The organism is uncultured Bacteroides sp. (assembly GCF_910578895.1).
Lineage (GTDB): Bacteria > Bacteroidota > Bacteroidia > Bacteroidales > Bacteroidaceae > Bacteroides.
The window spans coordinates 1-21,911 of sequence record NZ_CAJTSC010000013.1 but is presented as its reverse complement, the minus strand read 5'-3'; the positions used below and the strand labels follow the sequence as shown (position 1 = coordinate 21,911).

The 21,911-nt window shown below is 48.6% G+C and carries 25 protein-coding genes and 1 tRNA gene; 24 read left to right on the top strand and 2 right to left on the bottom strand.

The genetic code is table 11. From position 1 onward, the window contains the following. Positions 1-36 precede the first annotated feature (36 nt). The 24 genes from QZ327_RS05005 to QZ327_RS04890 all read left to right on the top strand — a co-directional run bounded on the left by QZ327_RS05005 (position 37) and on the right by QZ327_RS04890 (position 20,360). Positions 37-273: a hypothetical protein gene (locus QZ327_RS05005; protein WP_196051903.1), complete on the top strand. Its 237-nt coding sequence runs from the start codon at positions 37-39 to the stop codon at positions 271-273. Continuing rightward, positions 260-754, top strand: coding sequence for an N-acetylmuramoyl-L-alanine amidase (locus QZ327_RS05000; RefSeq protein WP_294617647.1), 495 nt, complete (start codon positions 260-262; stop codon positions 752-754). Before QZ327_RS05005 ends, QZ327_RS05000 begins: the two co-directional genes overlap by 14 nt. Beyond that, positions 751-1,227 carry a hypothetical protein gene (locus tag QZ327_RS04995; protein ID WP_294617645.1) on the top strand — a complete coding sequence of 159 codons (477 nt, stop codon included), beginning with the start codon at positions 751-753 and terminating at the stop codon, positions 1,225-1,227. The genes QZ327_RS05000 and QZ327_RS04995 overlap by 4 nt, the downstream gene beginning before the upstream one ends. Positions 1,228-1,341: 114 nt before the next feature. Next, positions 1,342-2,283, top strand: coding sequence for an amidoligase family protein (locus QZ327_RS04990; protein ID WP_294617643.1), 942 nt, complete (start codon positions 1,342-1,344; stop codon positions 2,281-2,283). 2 nt (positions 2,284-2,285) lie between these two features. After that, positions 2,286-2,519 (top strand): hypothetical protein, encoded by a 234-nt coding sequence (locus QZ327_RS04985; RefSeq protein WP_294617642.1) that lies wholly within the window; start codon positions 2,286-2,288, stop codon positions 2,517-2,519. A gap of 134 nt (positions 2,520-2,653) precedes the next feature. Beyond that, entirely contained in the window at positions 2,654-2,824 is a 171-nt protein-coding gene (locus tag QZ327_RS04980; protein WP_294617640.1) for a hypothetical protein, read from the top strand. Between the two features lie 74 nt (positions 2,825-2,898). Then, entirely contained in the window at positions 2,899-3,327 is a 429-nt protein-coding gene (locus tag QZ327_RS04975) for a DUF5053 domain-containing protein (protein ID WP_294617638.1), read from the top strand. Positions 3,328-3,351: 24 nt separating this feature from the next. Next, on the top strand, positions 3,352-3,534 hold the full coding sequence (locus QZ327_RS04970) for a hypothetical protein (RefSeq protein ID WP_294617636.1): 183 nt from the start codon (positions 3,352-3,354) through the stop codon (positions 3,532-3,534). Positions 3,535-3,852: 318 nt separating this feature from the next. Then, positions 3,853-4,287: a DUF5053 domain-containing protein gene (locus tag QZ327_RS04965; protein WP_294617634.1), complete on the top strand. Its 435-nt coding sequence runs from the start codon at positions 3,853-3,855 to the stop codon at positions 4,285-4,287. A gap of 486 nt (positions 4,288-4,773) precedes the next feature. Further along, positions 4,774-5,049 (top strand): hypothetical protein, encoded by a 276-nt coding sequence (locus QZ327_RS04960; protein WP_294617632.1) that lies wholly within the window; start codon positions 4,774-4,776, stop codon positions 5,047-5,049. Beyond that, positions 5,046-5,255 carry a hypothetical protein gene (locus QZ327_RS04955; protein ID WP_294617630.1) on the top strand — a complete coding sequence of 70 codons (210 nt, stop codon included), beginning with the start codon at positions 5,046-5,048 and terminating at the stop codon, positions 5,253-5,255. Before QZ327_RS04960 ends, QZ327_RS04955 begins: the two co-directional genes overlap by 4 nt. Further along, a complete protein-coding gene (locus QZ327_RS04950; protein WP_294617628.1) occupies positions 5,248-5,436 on the top strand; it encodes a hypothetical protein in 189 nt (62 codons plus the stop codon). Before QZ327_RS04955 ends, QZ327_RS04950 begins: the two co-directional genes overlap by 8 nt. Continuing rightward, entirely contained in the window at positions 5,426-5,698 is a 273-nt protein-coding gene (locus QZ327_RS04945; RefSeq protein ID WP_294617626.1) for a 5-formyltetrahydrofolate cyclo-ligase, read from the top strand. The genes QZ327_RS04950 and QZ327_RS04945 overlap by 11 nt, the downstream gene beginning before the upstream one ends. A gap of 110 nt (positions 5,699-5,808) precedes the next feature. Next, positions 5,809-6,207, top strand: a complete 399-nt coding sequence (locus tag QZ327_RS04940) for a hypothetical protein (RefSeq protein WP_294617624.1) — start codon at positions 5,809-5,811, stop codon at positions 6,205-6,207. A 45-nt stretch (positions 6,208-6,252) separates the two neighbouring features. Further along, positions 6,253-6,471: a hypothetical protein gene (locus QZ327_RS04935; RefSeq protein WP_294617622.1), complete on the top strand. Its 219-nt coding sequence runs from the start codon at positions 6,253-6,255 to the stop codon at positions 6,469-6,471. Between the two features lie 81 nt (positions 6,472-6,552). After that, on the top strand, positions 6,553-10,410 hold the full coding sequence (locus tag QZ327_RS04930; protein WP_294617621.1) for a hypothetical protein: 3,858 nt from the start codon (positions 6,553-6,555) through the stop codon (positions 10,408-10,410). 11 nt (positions 10,411-10,421) lie between these two features. Then, a complete protein-coding gene (locus QZ327_RS04925) occupies positions 10,422-12,458 on the top strand; it encodes a hypothetical protein (protein ID WP_294617619.1) in 2,037 nt (678 codons plus the stop codon). A gap of 59 nt (positions 12,459-12,517) precedes the next feature. After that, positions 12,518-16,051 (top strand): hypothetical protein, encoded by a 3,534-nt coding sequence (locus QZ327_RS04920; protein WP_294617618.1) that lies wholly within the window; start codon positions 12,518-12,520, stop codon positions 16,049-16,051. A 20-nt stretch (positions 16,052-16,071) separates the two neighbouring features. Further along, entirely contained in the window at positions 16,072-16,377 is a 306-nt protein-coding gene (locus tag QZ327_RS04915; RefSeq protein ID WP_294617617.1) for a hypothetical protein, read from the top strand. Then, positions 16,377-16,646 (top strand): hypothetical protein, encoded by a 270-nt coding sequence (locus QZ327_RS04910; RefSeq protein ID WP_294617615.1) that lies wholly within the window; start codon positions 16,377-16,379, stop codon positions 16,644-16,646. The genes QZ327_RS04915 and QZ327_RS04910 overlap by 1 nt, the downstream gene beginning before the upstream one ends. Positions 16,647-16,650: 4 nt before the next feature. Further along, complete coding sequence (locus QZ327_RS04905) at positions 16,651-18,288, top strand: hypothetical protein (protein ID WP_294617614.1); 1,638 nt, start codon at positions 16,651-16,653, stop codon at positions 18,286-18,288. Between the two features lies 1 nt (position 18,289). After that, complete coding sequence (locus QZ327_RS04900; protein ID WP_294617613.1) at positions 18,290-19,354, top strand: hypothetical protein; 1,065 nt, start codon at positions 18,290-18,292, stop codon at positions 19,352-19,354. 84 nt (positions 19,355-19,438) lie between these two features. Beyond that, the gene (locus QZ327_RS04895; RefSeq protein ID WP_294617611.1) at positions 19,439-19,867 is read left to right on the top strand and encodes a hypothetical protein; all 429 of its coding nucleotides are present in this window, start codon (positions 19,439-19,441) and stop codon (positions 19,865-19,867) included. Positions 19,868-19,919: 52 nt separating this feature from the next. Next, the gene (locus tag QZ327_RS04890; protein WP_294617609.1) at positions 19,920-20,360 is read left to right on the top strand and encodes a hypothetical protein; all 441 of its coding nucleotides are present in this window, start codon (positions 19,920-19,922) and stop codon (positions 20,358-20,360) included. Positions 20,361-20,413: 53 nt separating this feature from the next. Here the strand turns inward: QZ327_RS04890 and QZ327_RS04885 are convergent, their stop codons facing one another. Together QZ327_RS04885 and QZ327_RS04880 are read right to left on the bottom strand one after the other, a co-directional pair. Continuing rightward, positions 20,414-21,625 carry a site-specific integrase gene (locus tag QZ327_RS04885; RefSeq protein WP_294617607.1) on the bottom strand — a complete coding sequence of 404 codons (1,212 nt, stop codon included), beginning with the start codon at positions 21,623-21,625 and terminating at the stop codon, positions 20,414-20,416. A gap of 139 nt (positions 21,626-21,764) precedes the next feature. Next, positions 21,765-21,839: transfer RNA gene (locus tag QZ327_RS04880), tRNA-Pro, on the bottom strand. Between the last annotated feature and the right edge of the window lie 72 nt (positions 21,840-21,911).

The following is a 21,911-nucleotide window of genomic DNA, read 5'->3' as shown; positions in this document are numbered from 1 at the left end:
CTATCTTAGCATAAAAAAAAAGACAGAAGGCTTATTATGAGGATAACCAAAGCTAAACTCACCATCCAGCTCGCAGTGGCCGTGTTCCTTTCGGTTGCCGGCATGGTGCTCATATTCTGCGGCTTCTGGGTGGAGCCGACAGGAGAAATAGACAATTCGGTACTGGTGGCCTACGGTGAAGTCAGCACTTTTGCCGGCGCGCTGTTCGGGGTGGACTACCGGTATCAGTTACGGATTTTTAAAAGGGAGGAGAAGAAAGATGAAAACCATTGACGCCATTATTGTCCACTGCTCCGCCACACGTGCCGGGCATGACCTGCGGGCCAAGGACATCGACCGCATGCACCGGGCACGCGGCTTCAGCCGGATAGGCTACAACTTCGTGATAGACCTGGACGGGACGGTGGAGAACGGACGCCCGTTGTCCGCAGACGGGGCACACTGCAGCACGAAAGGTTTCTCCGGCGTGTCGTACAACAAGCACTCGATAGGCATCTGCTACATCGGCGGGCTGGATGCCGCCGGCAAACCGGCGGATACCCGCACGGAAGCCCAGAAGAATGCCCTGCGCGACCTGGTGGCGAAGCTCTGCAAGGAGTACCCGATCGTGGAACTGCTGGGCCACCGCGACACATCGCCCGACCTGGACGGCAGCGGCGAGGTGGAGCCGGCGGAATACATCAAGGCTTGCCCTTGCTTCGATGTGCGGAGCGAATTCAGCAATTTCTTACGCAATGTAGTGATACGGTCATGAAAGCGGTAACGAACTTTTTCCTTGTGTTGCTTATGTTGCCTCTCCTGGCCGCCGGCTGCCGGAGCTCGCGGTCGGGGTCCTCGCACGCTGATGCATCCATACAATATCTGAAAGAAACCAACAGTAATTCCATCGACATCAGGAACAGGCTCACCCGCAAACTGGCGGAGCAGGATGCCCGGCTCCGCGTACGGGTCATCGAATACTATCCGCCGGAACCGGCGGATACAACCGGGCACGGACCTGTAAAATCCGTTGCCGACCTGGATTTCTCCGTTGCCGCCAAAGCCGCTTCAACGGTCGAGGAGAGCCGGATTGCCTGTAGTTCCGACACCGTTTCCGAGCACCTGGCGGAGAAGAAGACGGAAGATGCCACCTACCAAATAAAACATCTGCCCTGGTACCGGCCGTTCATTCCCTATCTCGTTTTTGCCCTTGTAGCGGCAGGCATCTGCTATTTCCGTAGAAAATAATCACTTTTTATCTCAAGCTAAACAAAGCTAAGTAGCTGATAATAAAGACGGTATTGCTACGACATGTGCGTTAATAGTGTTACCTTAGCTGTACAATAATAAAGGTAAAGCATTATGAACGAACAAGTTACAAACATTCTCAATCAGAGCATAACGAAAACAGCAAAGATACAACAGTTGCTTCTTTTAGGTTTAACCCGCCGCCAGGTAGCCGACTTGGTAACCAACGGGAACTACGGTTTCGTACAGAACGTTTACAAGAAGATGCTTGAGGCAGGCGTTTTCAATCAACAACAACCTGTAGCTGCAACAGCCATCCCGGAAATAGACTACACCTTCAACCGCCGCTTCGGCATCGAGATTGAAGCCTATAACTGCGACAAACACCGCCTTGCCCGCGAACTTCGCGAGGCCGGAATCGATGTAGCAGTTGAGGGTTACAACCACGATACCCGCAGCCACTGGAAACTTGTATCAGACGGAAGCCTTAGCGGAAACGACACTTTCGAACTGGTTAGCCCGATTTTGGAAGGAGAAGCCGGATTGCAGGAGCTTCAGAAAGTCTGCTGGGTACTTGACTTTTGCGATGTAAAGGTGAATAACAGCTGCGGCCTGCACATCCACATGGACGCTGCAGACTTCACCATTGAAACTTGGCGCAACCTGGCAATAACCTACCGCCACCTCGAACCTGTAATCGACGCTTTCATGCCGAATACCCGCCGCAATAACACCTACTGTAAACGTCTTTCAGGTATTTCAGAAAGCCGCATTCGGGAAGCGCAAACCATCCAGGACCTTCGCCGGGCATTTGGAAACGACCGCTACCACAAGCTGAACCTTGAAGCCTACGCCCGCCACCGCACGGTTGAATTTCGCCAGCATGGCGGTACAACCAACTTCACAAAAATGGAGAATTGGATACGCTTTGCCGCAAACATGATTACCTTTGCAAAACAAGGCATGGTTAATCCCGGATGCTCCCTTGCGAACATTCCTTTTTTAACCGCCGACCAAAAAATATTTTTCAAACTCAGAACCAAAAAATTAGCATAATAATGACAACAACCTACACTTTGCAGGACGGCGGTAAAATTACCGCCACCTGCGCCGCCGATTTTGTAACCAAACTCCGTGAGAGCAGCCGTTTTGACAGCCAGTGCACCGACCAGGAATACATGTACCATTTTGCCGACCGTTTCCATGACCAAACCGGAAATGTAATCCGCGCCGATTCCCCTGAACATTTTCTGGAAGATTTAAAGTTATACAAATATTTAAATATTGAATGAAAGGTCATTTCGCATCTATGCAAATGGGCGATTTATACTATTTTGCAGGTTGATAATAAAATTATTATCTAAACATTTTGCAGGTGATAATAATTTCTTTATCTTTGTACTGTCAATCAATAAGAGCTCTTTGAATGACTGATGAAGAAGCGCTAAAAGCGCGGGTAGAAGAGTTGATCGAGAATCTCAACTACTACCTCCGAAATTATCACCGGCTTATCGGGCTGGGATATAGAAAATCGGTACTGGATGCTGAAATAGAATGTCTCAAATTGGAGATTCAACGTCTTTCCGCATTCCGGTAGAAAGAGGGAGCTGCCCGGTCAGGCGGCTTCCTTATCTTCATTCATTTATATGTATCACCTAAAACTTAGAAGCTATGGGAGTAAAAGAAGAATTTTTCAGACTGAAAGAGGCTTGCATCAAAAGTAAGGGAGCCGATAAAGAAAAGGCAGAGCGCGAAATGCAAGCCTTTTTTGACTCAATACGTCCGGAAGATGAAACAGAATTTCAAGCTGCTGTTACGGAGGACTTTGCCAGAATACATAAGGATATTGAGGATATAAAGCTTTTGAAGCAAAGAATAGAAGTGCGCAAAATCTTGTCTGAAACATTGCCGTTCATCTCTGTATCAGAATTCGCAAAGACTTATTTTGGAAAGTCGGCTTCATGGCTGCATCAGCGCATTAACGGGAACGAAGTGCATGGCAAAACGGCCACGTTCACTCCCGGTGAACTGCATCAACTGGCTGATGCCCTGAACGATGTGGCTAATAAATTGAAAAAGGCAGCAACGGCTTTTGTATAAGGCAGACTTGTAAATACCAACAATATGAAAATTAAAACAGAAGAGGAGTTTCATGCTTTCCAAGAAGAGATGGAAAAACTCATTGCAAAAGGTACTGTCTTGGGAGATATGGAACTATTGGATAAAGAGGATAAGGCAAGGTATGTTGCGCTTTCTCAGGCTATTAATAAGTGGGAGTTTACTTATGGTTATGTAAATGTTAAATAATCAATTCATAAGCACATTTATTTGCCATAACTTTTGCTAATAAACAAATATTTATTATATTTGCACAGTGTTTTTAAAGCGATGTTTGACAATCAGGATGAGCTAAAGGCTCACATAGAACATGTAAAGCGATGCTTGCTGTTTTATGCTCTGAGTGAGGAAGAATTGATAAAACAAGGCTTTCCACAAAGAGAGTTAGAGAGGCTGATTGATATTCAACTGGATAAGTTGATCGAACTCCTCAAACAACTGAAAGACTAACATTAACCCCCTCATGAATTGAGGGGGTGCTTTAAAAACTTATTATAAGAAATGATTATGGGTGCAAAAAGAGAAATTGATGATTTGTTGAATGAATTTCTTCAGCTGGATACGGATGAGCAACGAGAGCAATTTCGGGGTAAAATAGCTCAAACCTTAGCGGATAAAACAGCAGAAGAAAAACGTGAATTCGGAGAGGTTCTTGCTGATAATGCCAAAGAAACAATCCGGCAGTCGGAGGCATTAATAAGGGAGTACCATTTCAAGCGAGTACTGAATGATATTATTCCTGCTGTAACCTGGTCATATATTGCGGAAGAATATTTTCAGAAATCACGTTCTTGGTTGAGCCAGCGAATGAATGGATATCATGTTAATTCCAAAGCTGCAGCATTCACACCAGAAGAAATAAATACATTAGCTGATGGTCTGTTAGACCTAAGTGAACGTATAAAGAAAAGTGCCATCCTGCTAAAGGGGCATCGTTTTTAAAAACACCAAAAGTTGAGGGTTAAGTTCGGATAAAGAACGCTGAGTATTAATTGAACACTATTATTCTTCCCTCTGATTAAAAAGGCTTCCATCTCGTGGAAGCCTTTTCTTTGTTAGTACAAAGATATTTGTTATATTTGTTCATTTATGGTTTGGCTACTTTTAAGGAATAAGTGGTGTATGTAGAGAAGCGGAGCAAAAACTCCGCTTTTCTTTTTGCCATTTCAAAATAAACTCCCATCTTTGCAGTGCTAAACTCATACGGAGAGTAATCCGTACCGCGAGCTTCGGTCAATGCTCACGAAATACGATGGGCTTTTTTTTATGCCCATACATAGACCATTTTACTGACGTCAGTAAAATGATACATACGAAATAGGCGGCTGCCTTTCCCATTACACTTTTGCTTTCGGGCGGAATCTGTATGAGTTTAGCGACACGGGAATTGGCAGCCGTTTTTCTGCCTAAACGCTAAACTCATACAGTATGAAAACTCAATTATCTGGCACTCTTAACGTGCCTGCTTCCGGCATTCCTGCCGTAGGCGAATCTGTTAATGCTCTTACCGAGCAAGTCAATAACCTCCAGCGCAAGTACTACCGTGCTTTGGCTCCAGACTGCGAAGTCCAGACCGAAGCTGACAAATGGTATTTCCGTGCCATCGGCTGGACGTGCGCCAGCCTGGTGTTTCCGCCGCTGGTCATCGCCGTTGCATTGTGCGTTTACAAGGCAAAGAAGTGCCGGAAAGGAGGCTCGAAATGAGCAAACGATCTTCTGTAGCCGATTGTAACATTTTTGTATCCGCAGAATGCAAGTACTCCGGTGCGGATAAAAGCCCATACTTATATAATGTCTCTCATGACGGGGAGTACGAAATGGAGAGCCTTACGGCTGATGAGGTGCGTGAACTTATAGAATGCCTGCAGCATGCACTTGCTGAAAATGAGAAAGGAGGTTCACATGAGTAACCCTATATTTAAAGTCTTAAAATACAGTTATTATTCTGGTGGCAAAAAAAACTTGGAACAATACGAAATTAGTATGTATGGCAATGATGGTCTGATGTGTACCAGAGAAGAACTTATAGAATTACAGGAACAAATAACGTTAGCACTTAATGACCAAAAGGAGGTACAAAATGAAAAATAAAGAACAAGAACAGAAAATAACAGATATTAGTATCCACATCGCAGCCCTGTCTGCATCATTCAAACCGGCACCCGACCCCCGCCATGCAACTCATTGGTTCACCACAGATGAAGTGTACGATGCCATCCTGCGCATCGATCCCGGAGCAAAGATAAACAAGGCGCAGGTTCACCAGGCAATGATTGATGCCGGTTATCAATATCGGATTCGCCCGGGATCTTCCGGCATAGATTTCCGTTGGATGCTCCAGGCAAAAGGCTGAATTAAACTTTCTTTTAACATGCCATCAATGCAGCTGTCCGCAATGGGCAGCTGCATTGTCCTTCGCGGACAATCACGGCACCCATACCTTTGCAGAAACAACGATGCCATATGGTTACAGAAGAATTAATACGCAAACAGTTCATCCATCAGACACTTAGGCGCGATGCCGCCTATATCTACGAAACACAGGCAAGGGTAGTACGCCAAAATTTCGACAACGAGCGCGCCCGGGAACTTGCCGCCTTTCTTGCATCCCGGCCGTTCCGCGTCTCCGGGAACGGGCTAAGACCGACCTATGTTTTCGCCATATATCCTTTCCTCCGCTTTTTGGATATCAAGTACAGCCGCGGACTGGCGGGAGTGCGCAAACGCATCGCATTGTACAACCGGGTAGTGTGGGGAAGGCTGTACCACGAAACCATCAACGACTTGCGATACGGGCTGACAAAGGACATGAAAGACTCCATTACAGCCAAATTGCAGGAAATAAACCCTGCAAAGCTTTGACAATAAAGAACATTTGCCTATTTTTGTATAAACCAACGAGACAATATGGATATGGACACCTTTTTAATGATGCTGCACGTGGTTCTCTGCCTCACTGTCCTTCCGCTATTCATGAAGGGGATGGACAGGCTGTTTGTGGTCATTGCCGTGGTTATCTCCCTTTGGGCCACTCCGGCGGCCATGGTTATCGGTCCGGCAGCCGCATTCGTAGGATACGGTTGCATCTGGCTCCTTGGCAAGATATTCGGCCTACCCATACGGTGACAACGCTTGCGTGTCCTTTACGGCATAACAGACAGCTGCTACTTTCGTGTGCAATAACACCCAAGTAGCAGCTATTGTTTTATGGCAAAGAAACTCAATGAAGACCAAATCAAATGGATACTGTCGCTCGACGCAAGCGAAGCCGAACAGGGGGTAAACGAACTCACCAAAAAGAATGCCGAACTTACCGCCCGCAACAAGGAACTGCGCAAGTCCATGCAACAGCTTGAAATGCAAGGCAAGAAGAACACCGCCATCTACCAGTCGCTTTCCGATGAATGTTCCAAAAACACGAAACAAATCAGCGACAACCGGAATATGATAAAGCGCCTGGACGAACAGATGGGGCTCAGCAACCTTTCGATGACCCAGCTGAAACGCCGCGCACAAGATTTGCGGAAGCAGCTTGACGAAACTTCGCAGGCACTGCATCCGCACGAATGGGAACAGCTGAACAAGCAACTGACCGACACCCAAATCCGGATGAACGAATTGAAGGAGTCGGGGAAATCCGTCGAAAGCCAGTTCCAGCAAGCCGCCAAATCGACCGGGAAATGGACCGCCTTTTTCGGGAACTTATACATGCGCATCGCCGACTGGGGAGTACAAGCGTTGGGAAATATGAAAGAAGTGGCGGCGGAAAGCGTGGAAATGGCAGAAGCCGCCGATGGCGTGGACCGGGCTTTCAGGGCGATGGACGACGGGAGCATCCTCGACAACCTGCGGCGCGCCACCAAAGGAACCGTCACCGACCTCGATCTGATGAAAGCGGCGATTCAGGCAAAAGACTTCCGCATACCGCTCGAAGACCTGGGCAAATACCTGCAATTTGCCCAGCTCAAGGCACAACAGACGGGGCAGTCCGTTGACTATATGACCAATTCGATTGTAACGGGACTTGGGCGCAAGTCGGTCATGATTCTGGACAACCTCGGGATTTCCGCCGCCGAAATCAACGAGCAGATGTCCCGGACCGGCGACTTCATGTCTGCCGTGGCATCCATTGTCGACCGGCAATTGGCTGCCGCCGGCGACAATTACGTCTCTTCCGCCGACCGTGCCCAGGCAGCTTCCGTCCGGTTCAAGAATGCGCAGCTGGAACTCGGCAAGACGCTTCTGCCGCTCAAGGAGAAATGGGACGACCTGTATACGGGTGTCTCTGTAGGAACCATGGAACTGATAGGGTGGGCAGTGAAACACCGCGATGTGCTGGCCGCTTTGGTTGCCACTTACACCGCTTACAGAACAGCAAAGGAGCTGGCCACGACAGCCACTTACAAAGAGATGACCGCCACCAAGGCTTCCATCCTGCTGGACAAGATGAAACTTGCCGGCATAAACAATGTAAAAGGGGTTACACTGCTCTATGCCGCTGCCAAAGCCAAGCTGGCAGGAAATGTCAAACGGGCAGCCGCTGCCATGCGACTGTTCAATATGGTTTGCAAGGCAAGTACCATCGGGTGGATTGCAGGAGCCGTTGCCGCTGCAGGGACAGCCTTGGTCTTATTGCGGAAACGGACAGATGAAGAGACGCTTTCCATGAAATCGTTGAACAGCATCCGGCAGAAAGCGGCGGATGAAATGGACAAACAAGCGGAAAAAATCAACACCTTATCCGCCCTGGTGCACAATTCCAACTTATCCTACCGGGAACGGAAAAACGCTTTGGAAGAACTCATAGGACTTGTGCCAGGATACAACGCTTCCCTCACAACGGAGGGTGAGCTGATCAATGACAATACGGATGCCATCAACGAATACCTCGCCGCATTGGAGAAACAGATAAAAATGAAAGCGGCAAGAGAAGAGCTGGAGGAGCTGTACAGGAAGCAGCGTGCAACGAAAAAGCGGTTAGGCACCGAAATGGAGAAGGAAGAACAAGCGAAACACAACTTGACAGCCGCCCGGTTTGTCGCCTCGATGAATGCTTCGAAGGTATCGACCCCGGGAACACGCGCATTGGTCTCGGGACTGGACCAAGGGGTTAAAACCATGCAGACCGAAGCAAACAAAGCCGCCGAAACCGTCAGGCAGACCAAACAGGAACTGGCGGATATAGACAAGGCTATCCGGGACGTCAATATGGAAATCGCCGCTTCGGTTACCGTTCAGCAAGACGCCGGAAACGCAGCGACAGACCTCATAGAAGCCAAAAAGAAAGAGATTGAGGAAGCGGAAAAAATCATAGCAACCACTCCTGCCGAAGTGGAAGCCCGTAACAAAAAGGTTGCCAAACTGAAAGAGGAACTGGAAGCCTTGCAAAACTTGGGCGTCGAGAAAAAAAAGACAGGAAAAAATCCGGAGAAGAATGAGCGGCTTGAAGCCGACAAAAAAGCAATTGCCGACACAGCCGCCCTACGCGACCAGGCACTGGCTGACGAAGAACGCCGGAGCACCGCCGCACTGAACGCCCATAAACTGATGCTGCAGAACAAGCAGCTTACGGAGCAGCAGTATGCCGTATGGGAAGCCGCCTACCTCAGCAACCTGGCGGACCGCCGCCTTTCCATCGAAGAGGAGCATGCCGGCAATGTGGAAGCACTCGGCATTGAGAATGCCGCACTGAAAGAGCAGGCTGTGAAAGATGCCGGAAAGCGCGTGGAACAAGCGGAGCAGCAAGCGTTTGATGCCCGCCTGAAGGCGGAACAGGTGTTCCGCGACAATGTGGACGCATTGCGTGAAATGGCGCAAAGCACGCCCGCCACCCCCGAAGCAAAGCTGAAGGCGGAATATGACACCCGGCTGCAGCTGCTGGAAGCCTACTATCAGGCATCCTTGGATTATGCCCGGAAAAACGGGCAGGACGAAGCCGGGATAACAGAACTTTATAACCGTGCCAAACTGAATTTGGACAAGCAGTATCAAGATGAAAGGAAGAAGCTTGCCGAAAAAAGTTCCGAAGAGCTGGAGGCCTTGCAGGGTAATGACATTTCCCGGCAGTTCACCGATATTTTCAATAACATAGACAAACTGAAGGAAGCCATCGACAATGCCGATTTCGGCGGGATGCTGCAAAGCATACAAGGCATTGTAAATTCTGTCTTGTCCGGATTGAGTAATGCTTTCAATACCTTCAAGCAGATTGAGATAGACAACGTGGAAGCCAAATATGACGCGGAAATAGAAGCTGCGCAGGGCAATGCCGAAGAAGTGGAGCGCCTGGAGCAGGAAAAGGCGCAAAAGAAACTGGACATCGAGAAAAAATATGCCGACGTGCAGTTTGCGGTAAAAGCCTCGCAGATAATAGCCAACACAGCGTTGGCCATTATGATGGCTTTCGCCCAGCTCGGACCGATAGCCGGACCTATTGCCGCCGGATTGATGGCTGCCACCGGTGCCATCCAGTTGGCGGCGGCCAATGCGGAACGGAACAAAGTAAAGAACATGACCTTGTCCGGCAGCGGGTCGGGCAACGGAGGCACCGGCGCACGCGTTGCCACAGGACGGCAATCCGGCGGGAAAATAGATGTTCGCCGGGCACAGGACGGGAAATTGTTTCCGGATGCGGACTACGCTCCGGATGCCCGCGGCTTCATAGACCGTCCCACCGTAATAGTAGGAGAGGGACCGTCGGGGCAGTCCAAAGAATGGGTGGCTTCCAATGCCGCAGTGAGCAACCCGACCGTAGCCCCCATTCTGGATATCCTCGACAAATCCCAACAGGCAGGGACAATCCGCACGCTCGACCTCAACCAAGCCATCCGCACACGTATGGCAGGCTACGCTGCCGGAGGTTCCATTCATAATCCGATACCTGTATCTCCCCATTCTGCAGGCAATGCAGGCACGGCACTTCCTCCGGACCTCATGAGGCGCTTTGCCAACGCCATTGTCCGTCTGGACGAAGAGGGGCTTCCGCCGGCTCCCGTGCTCCTTTCGGAACTTGAGAGAAAACAGGAACTCCGTAACCGGTCGCGCGCCATCGGTTCTAAAAAATAAAATACCCGAATATGAAAATCATAAATACCGAAAGCAGGCAAGCCTATCAACTTGCCCCGGACACCCGGATAGAGATAGAACGCCCCAATCTGTTCTTCAATGAATGGGGGGAGCAATCGTTTCCGATTGACCTCCCGGATACCGACCTGAACCGCCGGCTTACCGGCTATCCGGACCTGTTGGCAAACCGCAACAAGCCGTCGGCAAACATCGGCTGCATCATACAAGACGGCGAATACTTCATGCCATGCCGCCAGGCGGTTCTCGGAGCCAGGCGCAAGGAGAAGATACAGACCTCTTTCTATATGAACGAGGGGAGCTTCCTTGCCCGCATCGGCAAAGTGGCGGTGCCTCTCATTTTCGGTGACGAGACCATTTCCGGAATACATACCGTAGAAGAGGGGTTGAGATGGTGCTGGTCCTTGCGTGACGGAAAGGATGAGAACTATGCTGTCTTCCCGATCATAGCAGACTTGGACGGAGAGAAGCGGGGAGTCAATATTGTGGCGAAAATGGACAGCAGCGGCAGGCCGGCTTCATCGCGTGAAGAGACCTTGCCGAATTTTACTCCGGGCTTCTTTCATTCATTCGCCCGGCAGGAAACCGTGAACGGGCAGATTATCAATCTGGCTCCCGGATACTACATCACCCCGTTCATGCGCGCCAATTACTTGCTGAAAAGGTTGTTTCAATATTTCGGCTACACGCTGCTTGATAATTTCTTCACCGAAACGGAACCTTTCAAATCGATGGTATTCATCAATAACACGACCGACTCACTGGTAAACGGCACAATCCGGTTGGCACATCTGGTTCCCAATTGTTACTGCAGCACGCTGCTTGAGGTGTTCCGCAAGAAATTCTGCTGTGAGTTTATCCCGGACGAAACGGCCGGAACCGTGCGTATCGAGTTCTTCAAGGACCTGATTGGAAGAAAAAGCGAGACAGACCTTTCCCCTTTTCTGACGGGCTATCCGGACATAGCCTTTCAAACACCCCGCCAACTGAAGCTGTCGTCCAAGAACTCACTGACGGAGGGCAGCACTTTTGACAGCACCACCGACCTGGCAAGGAAGTATCCTACGGCCTATTACGACAAAGACAGCGGTAAATATAAAAGGACAGGATATACCAATTACACAGTTTTCGAGATTGTTTCCGACGGGAATTTGCCCTATTATGCGGAAGAGGAAGGGGTAGACGATTATGAGGTTTCCGTGCCCGATTGCCAATATTGCCATTCGTCGTGTGTGTACTATACCGATTCAAGGCAAGGAACGTCCGAACGGGTGATGACCGCTCCTTATATAGGCAACGGAAACACGCTGAACAGTACGTTGGTGACCTCGGGAGAGGTTGCCGGCAACGATGAGAATCCCGAAGGCGAACTGCTCTCGTCAAGCCAGGACCAGGCTCCCATATTGTCGTTTGTCTCCGATGACAGCACCGGCATAAATACCGATACGGTCCACGGATATTCGTTATTGTACAACGGCCCGTTCGGCATCTACGAGAAATTCTATCGTGATTTTGACAACCTGTTGAGAAATGCGCTCCATAAAGTGACAGTGCCGTTATTGCTGCCCGATGCGATGAAGCAATCTCTCCAAGTCCATAAAAAAGTATCGGTCAATGGCAATGACTACCTCATAGACATCATGAAATATGCCGTAGGCGGAAAAAACGAACCCATAGAAACCGTCTTGTTGACAACGAAGCTGCTGGAACCGGTTTCCGTATCTGTCAGTGAAAGTGAAAGGCTGACGGCCGGCAGCCCTTATTTATGGGTGCACCACATAAAAAGTGACACGCTGACCGAAAAAGAGTGGACGGACGCCGGATATGCCCCGTCGGCGAAAGTATCCGTTCCCGCCATCTATCCTCCGTTTCCTACCCGTGAACAATATGAAAAGGGTGGAAAGTATTATCAAAGGACCGTTTACTTCAGTTCAGAGTATAGGGGCGTGTTCCGCTATTATAAGGCAGAAGTTCACCTGACAGTGAAAGAAGCAGGAACCACGGGCGGAACGGCTGGAGGAAGGAACTGACAGATGTCCTTTCGCCATGCCCCCGGACAACCTAATTTCGTACAAAAAAAAGGAAACCGATGAATATCATTCAACAGCCGGATTCTCTTTCTTTCAGCCTGAACCTGAAAGAATTTGTCATATCTTCCAGCAGCCGGGTTTCCTTTGTGCTGCGTCAAGCCGGAGAGGATGTGCTCTCCCAACTATATGACCCGTCGGCCAACGGCAATATCACAATCAACCTCAAGGAGGTCATCCATGGGCGGCTTGCCACCCTGTTTAAAGACCTGTCGGAATCTTACGAACAGACACGGCTTGCGGCAGAGTTCATTGCCATTGTCAACGATACGGAAATCAAATTCAAAGTAGTGCGCGGAGGAGTTGACCGGCTTGCTGATTCTGCCACCAATTTTCTGACTCAGAATTTTTTAACCTGGCAGCCGCAAATAAAGCCTGTCACATACTATTCGCCGGAGTTCCTTACCTATTATGCCGTTACCGATGCCACGGTCAGGTTGAAGGCTTATTTCACATCCGGGGATGAAGAAACTACAAGCCGGGAAATAGACATTGTGTCTATCCCCGAAGGCAGAGCCTGCACAATCCCCCTGCAATATGCCGTAGTTGCCGGATTGCTTAACGGCAGCCTGCCTTCCTATTATGACGTATGGGTGGAAAACAGTTACGGATATCGCCTGACTTATGTACAGCGGTATTACGCATCGGATATGGCTTCCGAACAAGAGGAATGGATACTCTTTGAGAACTCTATGGGTGGCATTGATACTTTCCGGGCGCATGGCAATATGACCTTTACCGGCGAACATACCCATAACTTGGCGGAAGTTGATGAAGTGACGACCGAATATCGCGTTGATACGGAACGGAAATTTAAAAAGAACACAGGGTTTCTTGACGTTAATCAACGGAAATGGCTGCTTGATTTCTTTCCCTCCGGGCAAAAATATATTTACGTGGGAAACTGCTTCCGGCAAATAGTTGTAACGGAAAGCAATGTCGAGTATGCCGCAAGGGAACTTCCCGGCAGTTACACCTTCACGTATAAATATGCCGATGCCAAACCGTTATTGAACCTTCCGAGAACCGATATCCCGGCGGATGTGCTGCACATATCCGTCCCTGATATCGGTTCTTTTACAGTGCCCCCTCGGTTATCTGAGTTTCCCCGCCTGCCACTGTCCGAGGGGGCGTTATTTCCGGTACAGAACCCGTATTCGGAAGAGTGGACCACCACAACGATAGCCGCCATAGCCACCTATCTCCTTTCTACTATGGTAGGCACGGGCAACGGCATCCTGTCCGAGACACAGATACGTGAACTGATTGCCGCCATTGGCGGAGAAATGTTCTTGCGGAAAGACAGACAGGATGCCACACAGTTCCTTGTCAGATTCATGGGTGGAATCACTGCCGGTAAATACCAGGAAGGACATACAGGCGCGTCCGTCGACCAGGAAGGAAACGCCGAGTTCAACAAACTGCTCGTCCGCTTGGCCGCCGTTTTCAGAAGCGGGTTGAAGGCTGACCATATCCAATCAACGGACTATTCTTCCGGCGCGTTGGGCGAAGGCTTCCTGATCAGGACCGACCCGGCGACCGGCAAGTCGTACATCGAGGTGGACGAACTGTTCGTCCGCGTCAAAGCGCTGTTCTCCGAGCTGGAGATAAAGAAGCTGTCCTACGCAGGCGGCAACTACCTGTTTACCGCCGCCGGTATGAAATGTGCCGAGGTCGAGGAGCACGACACGTTCTGGCGGTGCTACCTGACGGTCGATGATGGGGAGACGGCCATCGGAAACCCCTTCCGCGAAGGAGACCAGGTGCAATATCAGGAGTTCAACATCAAGCCTGGTGTGTATGAGAATGTGTCCAACCGCTACTACTGGCGCCTGTGTGTCGGTGCGGGCGATGACTACATCGACATCAGCAAGACGGACTGTGACGCGGACAGCAACGCACCACGAGCGGGCGACAGCCTTGTGCAGCTGGGCAACCGGACGGACAAGGCACGGCAGAACGCGATAATCCTTTCCGTATATGGGGATGACGCGCCGAGCATCCGCCAGTATGCCGGGATTGACTCCTATTCGCTGGCGGGCAAGGATGTTACTGCCATCAGCCCGCAAGGGAACAGGTTCACGGGCGACTTCATCCTGAAGACAGGCATAAACATAATGACCCGGTTCGAGATATTGGAGAACATGATACGTTCCGAAATCTCTTCCGTGCGCGACGAGGTGCAGGCGAAAGACAATTACCTCCGTAATTCGGCATTCGCGTCCAACACGGACGGCTGGGACACCGTGAACGACATACGCCTGTTCACGGTAAGCGGGATGTTCCTCCTCCTGGACGACGCGTTCCATTCCCGCAAGGATGCCATGGCGGCCGTCATCCGGTATGGTGACAGGAACGTGCTGCGCGTCATCGGTTCGGGCATCAGGCAGGCGAATGCGGACCTGGCGGACAAACCGGATTATGCGGAAGGGGAATCGCCGCGGAAGTTCTTTATCTCCTTCCGCTACAAGGTGTCTACCGCCGGCACGCTTACCGTCGGCTTCACGGGGCAGGACCTGCACTTCACCGAACGCCTTGAACCGGGCGGTGATTATGCCATGAAGGAGTATTCCGGCACATGGGACGGCACGGGCGATTTCGAGCTGCGGTTCACGGGAGATATCTACATCCATTCGCTGGCAGTGACGGACAATGCCTATGAGGACCTGGTGGCAAGGCTTGAGACCGGCTTAAGCCAAACCGACGAGAAGATCGAGGCGGTCGCCAAGAGGACGACAAACCTTGAAGAGAGGAGTGCGGGCTGGATTACAACGGCGGACGGGAACAAACTCTGGGCCGGCAAAGAGGAGTTCGGCAGCCTTTCCGAAAGGAGCAGTCTGAGGTTTTCCCAGATAGAGCAACGGGCGGAAAGCATTGAATTGTCGGTTACGGAAATTGGAGACAGCATAAAGGATATAGGTATCAAGATTGACGGAATAAACGATGAGATTTCATTGTTCGTCAAAAAGGATGACATCATAAATGCCATAAACGTCAGTGACGAAGGAATAACCATAAATGCCAACAAAATCAATTTAGAAGCATACACTCCCAAAAAGGGGGTTATTGCCGCGATAAATTTAGGCGATGAAGGGATTAAGATCAGCGCTGAAAAAATAGACATATCCGGAGCTGTGACATTTGATTCCTTAAACAGCACCTTGCAGAACGTTATTAATGAAAAAGTTTCATCGTCCTCTCTTGGCGGGCTTGCATACGAAGATGCGATTGAAGCATCCCTGTTAGGAAGCACCATCATTGTCGGCGGGTACTTGAATTCCAATTTCATAAAGGTAAACGCCTTGGAAACAGGATTGGTTGATGGAGAGGCTGTGATAACAATAGACAGTTGGGGCTTCCGTATCAATACAAGATTTGATCCTGCTGTTGAAATCGGAACCGAATCGGTGTCCAATACCTATGGGGGATATATAATAATAAGAGATTTTGTAAGGCTCACTTCACCTTATTGCAAATTATCAGCATCAGGTCTGGTCTTCTACAAGCATGACGGGTCCGTAGACAGATATTATTAAACATTTTAACTATATAAAATATGAAAATCAATTTTAATCAACCTTTCAAAAATTACAAGGGAGAAGTTATCATAGAAGATAACGGTGTCCCACAACTGATTAAGAATATAGTTTCCGCATTATTATTCAGCGGGAAATGGCTTGAAAAGAAACCGGATGCCAGACCGGAAGAAAAAATCATGGCGTATGACTTAAGCATACGTATTTATAAGGCTGCGCGCGAAATAGAACTGAACATTGAAGAAGCGGCCATGATTAAGGATGCGGCAGCCTCTCTTAATCCCGGCGGTTATGTGCAAGTAATTAACTTAATTGAAGGCAAATAATGGAAATTACAAATGTAAATAAAAAGGGGACCACAAAAGTTTCTGACGACATACGTATCAAATACAATATGTCGGCAAGCAAGTCCGGAGGAGTCAGTGCCATTACAGCCAACATAATGAAAGATGACGCCATTGTTGGTTTCTATAATGTGTCGGCCAATGGTGTTTTAGGGCTTTCTTTTAGAGAAAATAATGGATTGACGGCAGAGGATATGAAACTGATATTTGAAAATATTATCAATGATTCTGCCGAAATACTAAACCAATAGCACCATGGCTTTTACAGAACAAGACTACCAGGAGATAGTTGCCCGCCTGAAACGCGAATCGCAGGGTGTGGGCGATGTGCCCAATGCGGAGAGTTTAGACGGCATCACATCGCTGCCCGCCTACCAGCCGGCCGAAGGGCAGGATATGCCGCGGATTGTCCGTGCGCCGCTTGCCCTTCTTGCCGCCCCGGCTCTGAAGGCTGCAAGGGTTGCCAACGAAGCCGCCGGCACCGCCGATGAAAAGGCGCAACTGGCACAGGCTGCCGCAGACAATGCCTACAATACGAATATGGGCATTGCATTCACACGGACCAATTCCGAGAACATGGCGGCACCCGAAGGCGGTTCGTTTGAAAACCCCGTGCCGGACGGGCCGGTATGGACCAGTGCCATACCTGCCGGTATGGGGCGCCTGTGGGTAAGCATGCGGAAGTTCACCAGTAACGGCATCAACCAGGATGCCGCGTGGTCCGCCCCTACAAACCTCACCTACAACCAGTACCTTGAATTTGCCACTTCCACCGTAATGGACAATCCGGGAACCCCCGATACAAATCCGGAGAACTGGGTGGACAAAGGCGGCAACGGCTATGTATGGATAGGCATACAGATGGTCTATAACGGCAGCAAGAAAGGCTGGAATGTGACAAGGGTCACGCCGGACCTGCGGGAACTCATAAGCTTGATGGAGACATCCGTCAGTTCCGCAGACAGCGCTGCCGCAGCCGCGGACCGGGCTGCAGCCGATGCCAATGCTGCCACGGCTGCAGCCAACGAGAAGGTTGCGCTGGCCGCCGCTGCCGCCGCCAGTGCCAACGATACGGCAGACCACCCTACCTGTATCGGCACAGACCATTACGTGTACAAGTGGAATAAGGTTACAGGGGCATACGACAAGACGGATATCTACTGCAAGGGGGACGCCTTCACCATCAGGAAGGTGTACGCTTCTGTCGCCGATATGAAGGCCGACAGGAGCAATCCGGACATCAAGGAAGGCGATTTTGTTTTGGTGAATACGGGTGACGTGGAAGACCCGGACAATGCCAGGTTGTACGTCAAGTATAACGGTGACTATGATTTCCTCGTGGACATGTCCGGTGCCATCGGCTTCACGGGCAAGACGCCGCAGTTCTCCATCGGTAATGTGTCAAGAGGTGACGTCCCGGTCGCTTCCATATCGGAAGATGGTACCGACGCCGATGGCAATCCGAAGTTCAAACTGAATTTCGTTTTGCCCAAAGGGGATACCGGCATCCAGGGCATCCCGGGTCCAAAAGGGGCGGATGGCACGGACGGTGTGTCATGCACGCATTCATGGAACGGGACTGTCCTTACCGTTACTTCCGCTTCCGGGAGCTCATCCGCCAACTTAAAAGGAGAAAAAGGGGAAAAAGGTGACAAAGGCGAGCAGGGCGACAAAGGGGATGCAGGTCCTAAGGGAGATAAGGGTGAACGGGGCGACCAGGGCGCTGCCGGTCCCAAAGGCGACAAAGGGGATACGGGGGCGCAAGGTCCTCCGGGTTCCACGAGTTACAATGCCGACACGGTGGACGGGCTTCATTTCCGTGTGCTGAGCCAGGCACAATACGACGCCCTCGCCGCCAAGGACAGTTCGACTTTATACATAATAACGGAATGATATGGGAGAAATCAGGTCAGGGGCCAACAAAGTTGGCAAGATATACCTCGGCGGCAAGCTCATAGCCGGCGGCGGAACTTCGGCGGCAATGAAAGAGTATGTCGTTTGTTCGATAGATTATTATTTCTCAGGAAACAGTCATCTTGGGATAATAGATGATACCAATACTCTGGTGGCCATCTATAATTGTAAAGACCTTTTCAGTTCGGACGGCGTCCTGTTGTTTTACGACAGGTTGAGCAATATCCTCTATGCCATCGATGCCGGGAACCAAATAATAAACGTCAGTTTTAATAAGGTTATATATGAATCGGATGGAGAGCCTAAAAATATAATCTGCTGGCATGACAAGCTCATCATCGGTGAATTTAATGACAATACCGGCCGTGGCTATATTAAGAAGATAGACAGTGTCCCGGACAGCAATGAATACCTGATAGGTGATGACCAAGGATCACTTGATGAGACTAAAGGGTTCATCTTTAATGGCAAGGCCGTTATCAATAACTACAGCATGGGCTTTTTTGCTTATGACAAAAACACCGATACTAAAACTGAAATTATTGGCAATTGGCACGTAACAATAACAGACCCTGTCTTTATCGGTGAGGACTGCTATTTGTATGCTGACGAGGAAGAAACTGTCATCAAGATAGATAAGAATTTCAACAAGACGGAATATTATTCAAGAGAATTTTCCTATCTATCCGATGCGACGCACCTTGCATATATTAAAGGAAGGTTTATCGTCTACGCTGACGAAAGATATGTGGCATCATCCGATCTGGCCAATTGGGAGAAAGGCGTCATTGCAGGCAGCAACATCCCTTCTTCCGCCACTATCTCCGCCACTATCAGGTACAGGAACGTAAACGACAAGGTTTTTGCATATTATGTACAGGATGGGATTGTTTATACGGCGTTCAGTTCGGACGGCGTGACGTTTGCCTTCGAAGACAAAACCTATGAACTCCCCGGAAACCTTGGCACAACGAAAATGGACTATGAGTCATGGGGAGAGGATTGCGTGGCGGTTGTAAACGATAATTTTTTAATGACAATATGAAAACGATGGATTTAAACTGTAAACAAATGTTAAAAAAAAGGGGGGGGGGTAAAACCACCCTAACCCCCAAGAAAGGAGGTTGCCATGGGTAACCTCAAGATAGGCGGGCAGAATGTCGGTAAGATATTTCTCGGGGATAAGCAGATATCGGGAGGAGCAAATAATAAATTCATAAACACTTATGGAAATCCGGCTGTAATTGTCAATAAATCAAATGTTGTAAAGCGTATTATATTTGACGGTGATATTGCAGGAGGAAGCAGTCATGAAACAACAATTACATTAAATCCTACTGAAACAGCTTTAGTATACAGTCCGGGAAATGACGATTTTTTCACTGCTGTTGATGCCATGCAGGTTGATATATTCCAAGCTTATAGGGATGATTATCCGGATGACCCTCGTCAGGAAGTTGATGCGGAATTTTCACGCAATGTTGCTGCCGGAGAGTATTTTGCTTCGCTGCAATCTGGCGGTAATTATAACTTTATGATTATAATAATAAATAATTGAGACGATGAATGTAAATCTCAAAACAGGATTTGTCATTTTAGACTAAAACGTTATGAAAACAATTTATTACAACAACCGTATTGCCAAACTGATATTGTTTGGCAGGTACACAACAATCATGCTTTTCGGATTGATATTGACGAAGCTGCAGGAACTGTCCGAAGCGACCATCCGCCATGAACGGACACACCGACGGCAGTTCTTGGAGTGCATGGAGATAGCCGCCATCCCGTCTGTCCTGCTGGCAATACACGTTAGCCCGTGGTGGCTGCTCCTAATTCCGCTGCTCTATTACATCCTCTATTTAGCGGAGTGGCTTATCAGCTTCGTGTATCATCTGTTTACCGATAGCAAGATAGGCGGCGGCAAGGTAAACGCCAACGCTTACCGGGCAAGCGCTTTTGAAATGGAAGCAAAGTTTAATCAGGATAACCCAAACTACCTGGAAGAGCGGAAGTGGGGGGCATGGATTAAATATTACGGGAAAGTATAATGTAGGACAGTAGGAGAGTAGGAGGCTTGTTTAAGCCTCCTACTCTCTAAAAATCACATATCAGGAAAGTCATCTTTTATCAGTCCGGAATTAACTCCAAATCGCTTGGCGAGATATTTTTCAGTTGTTGTCACTGATTTGTGGCGAAAATGCTTTTGCAGTTCCCAAGTATTTATCCCGGCATTTACCAATTTCACAGCTCCGGTATGCTTAAAACTATACAATTTATATTTCTTGCTCAAACCTAACTCATCACGAATACGGTCAAACCTGTATCTCAATGTGTTTTTCCCAAGCCGTTTTTTGCCTGGCACTCCATCGCTGGAAAAAAGATAATAAGTTTCCGGATATCTGCCAATCTGTAACAGGTCTGTCAATTCATCATATAGCTGTTTCGGTATATTCACCGTTTCTGTCAACCCATTCTTGCTGATATCCTGCCGAACGGTTATTGTAGCTGTTTCTAAATCAACGTCTCCGACAAGCAGATGAATTCCTTCCTTTGGACGGATGGCGCAATAATATTCAAGTTCACACATCAATAGAAGTTGAGGGTCGTACTCACGCATATAGCTGATTAATCTTTTACGTATAGCATCAGGGATGGGGCGAGCGGCTTCATCTCTTTTTTCTCCAAGATTCGGAATATTTACAACCGGATTGGAAGCTATAAGTTTTTTATTCTTTAGTAGATAGTCAAAAAAGGTATGCAACAGTTGTTTGTATTTCATAACAGTCCTACGGCTGGTATGATTATTACCGGCAATATAGTAGAAAAACAGATGAATATGTTCTTCTGTGATACAGCGTACATTCTTTTCGCCTAAGCTGTTTTTCTCCAGCCATTCACAGAAAATACGCAATTTTGATTTATAGGTTTGATAGGAAGAATGGGCTAATTCTGTCTCTTTCATCACTAAAAATTCAGAAAGATAAGTACGTACACATACAACAGCTTCACGTTCCTTTCCCCAGCGGGAAGCAGTCATTTGATATATCAGTTCATCCTGGTAAGTAATAGATTTACCACTGAAAGGATCATCACCCTGTTCTAATTTCAATTTAATGGTAGCTATTATTCCATCTGCATGCGCACGACGTTCCTTCTCAGACTTCAGCTCAGAAAACCCGTCATAATGCCGAAATCTCTTCATTTCCCCGGTTTGCGGATCTCGTAGAGAATACTCCACATACCATTTTTTCTTTAAATCCCCGCCACAGTCCTTTAACTGGGGCATGATTAACAACTTTCTTTTTCTTGCCATATCTAATTGATTTGAGTGTTAAGGTGATGATTTACTAACTCAATATACAACTAATAGACAGTTACAGACAGTTATTTCTTGTAGGACGCTTCCATATACAAAAATAAGCCGTTGAAAACCAACGACTTATTTCTATCAGTCGGGGTAGCGGGATTCGAACCCACGACCCCCTGCTCCCAAAGCAGGTGCGCTAACCGGACTGCGCTACACCCCGTAGTCTTTATGACCGCTGCAAAGGTAGATATATTTTTTTATTTGTGCAACACCAAATCGCAATTCATATTGT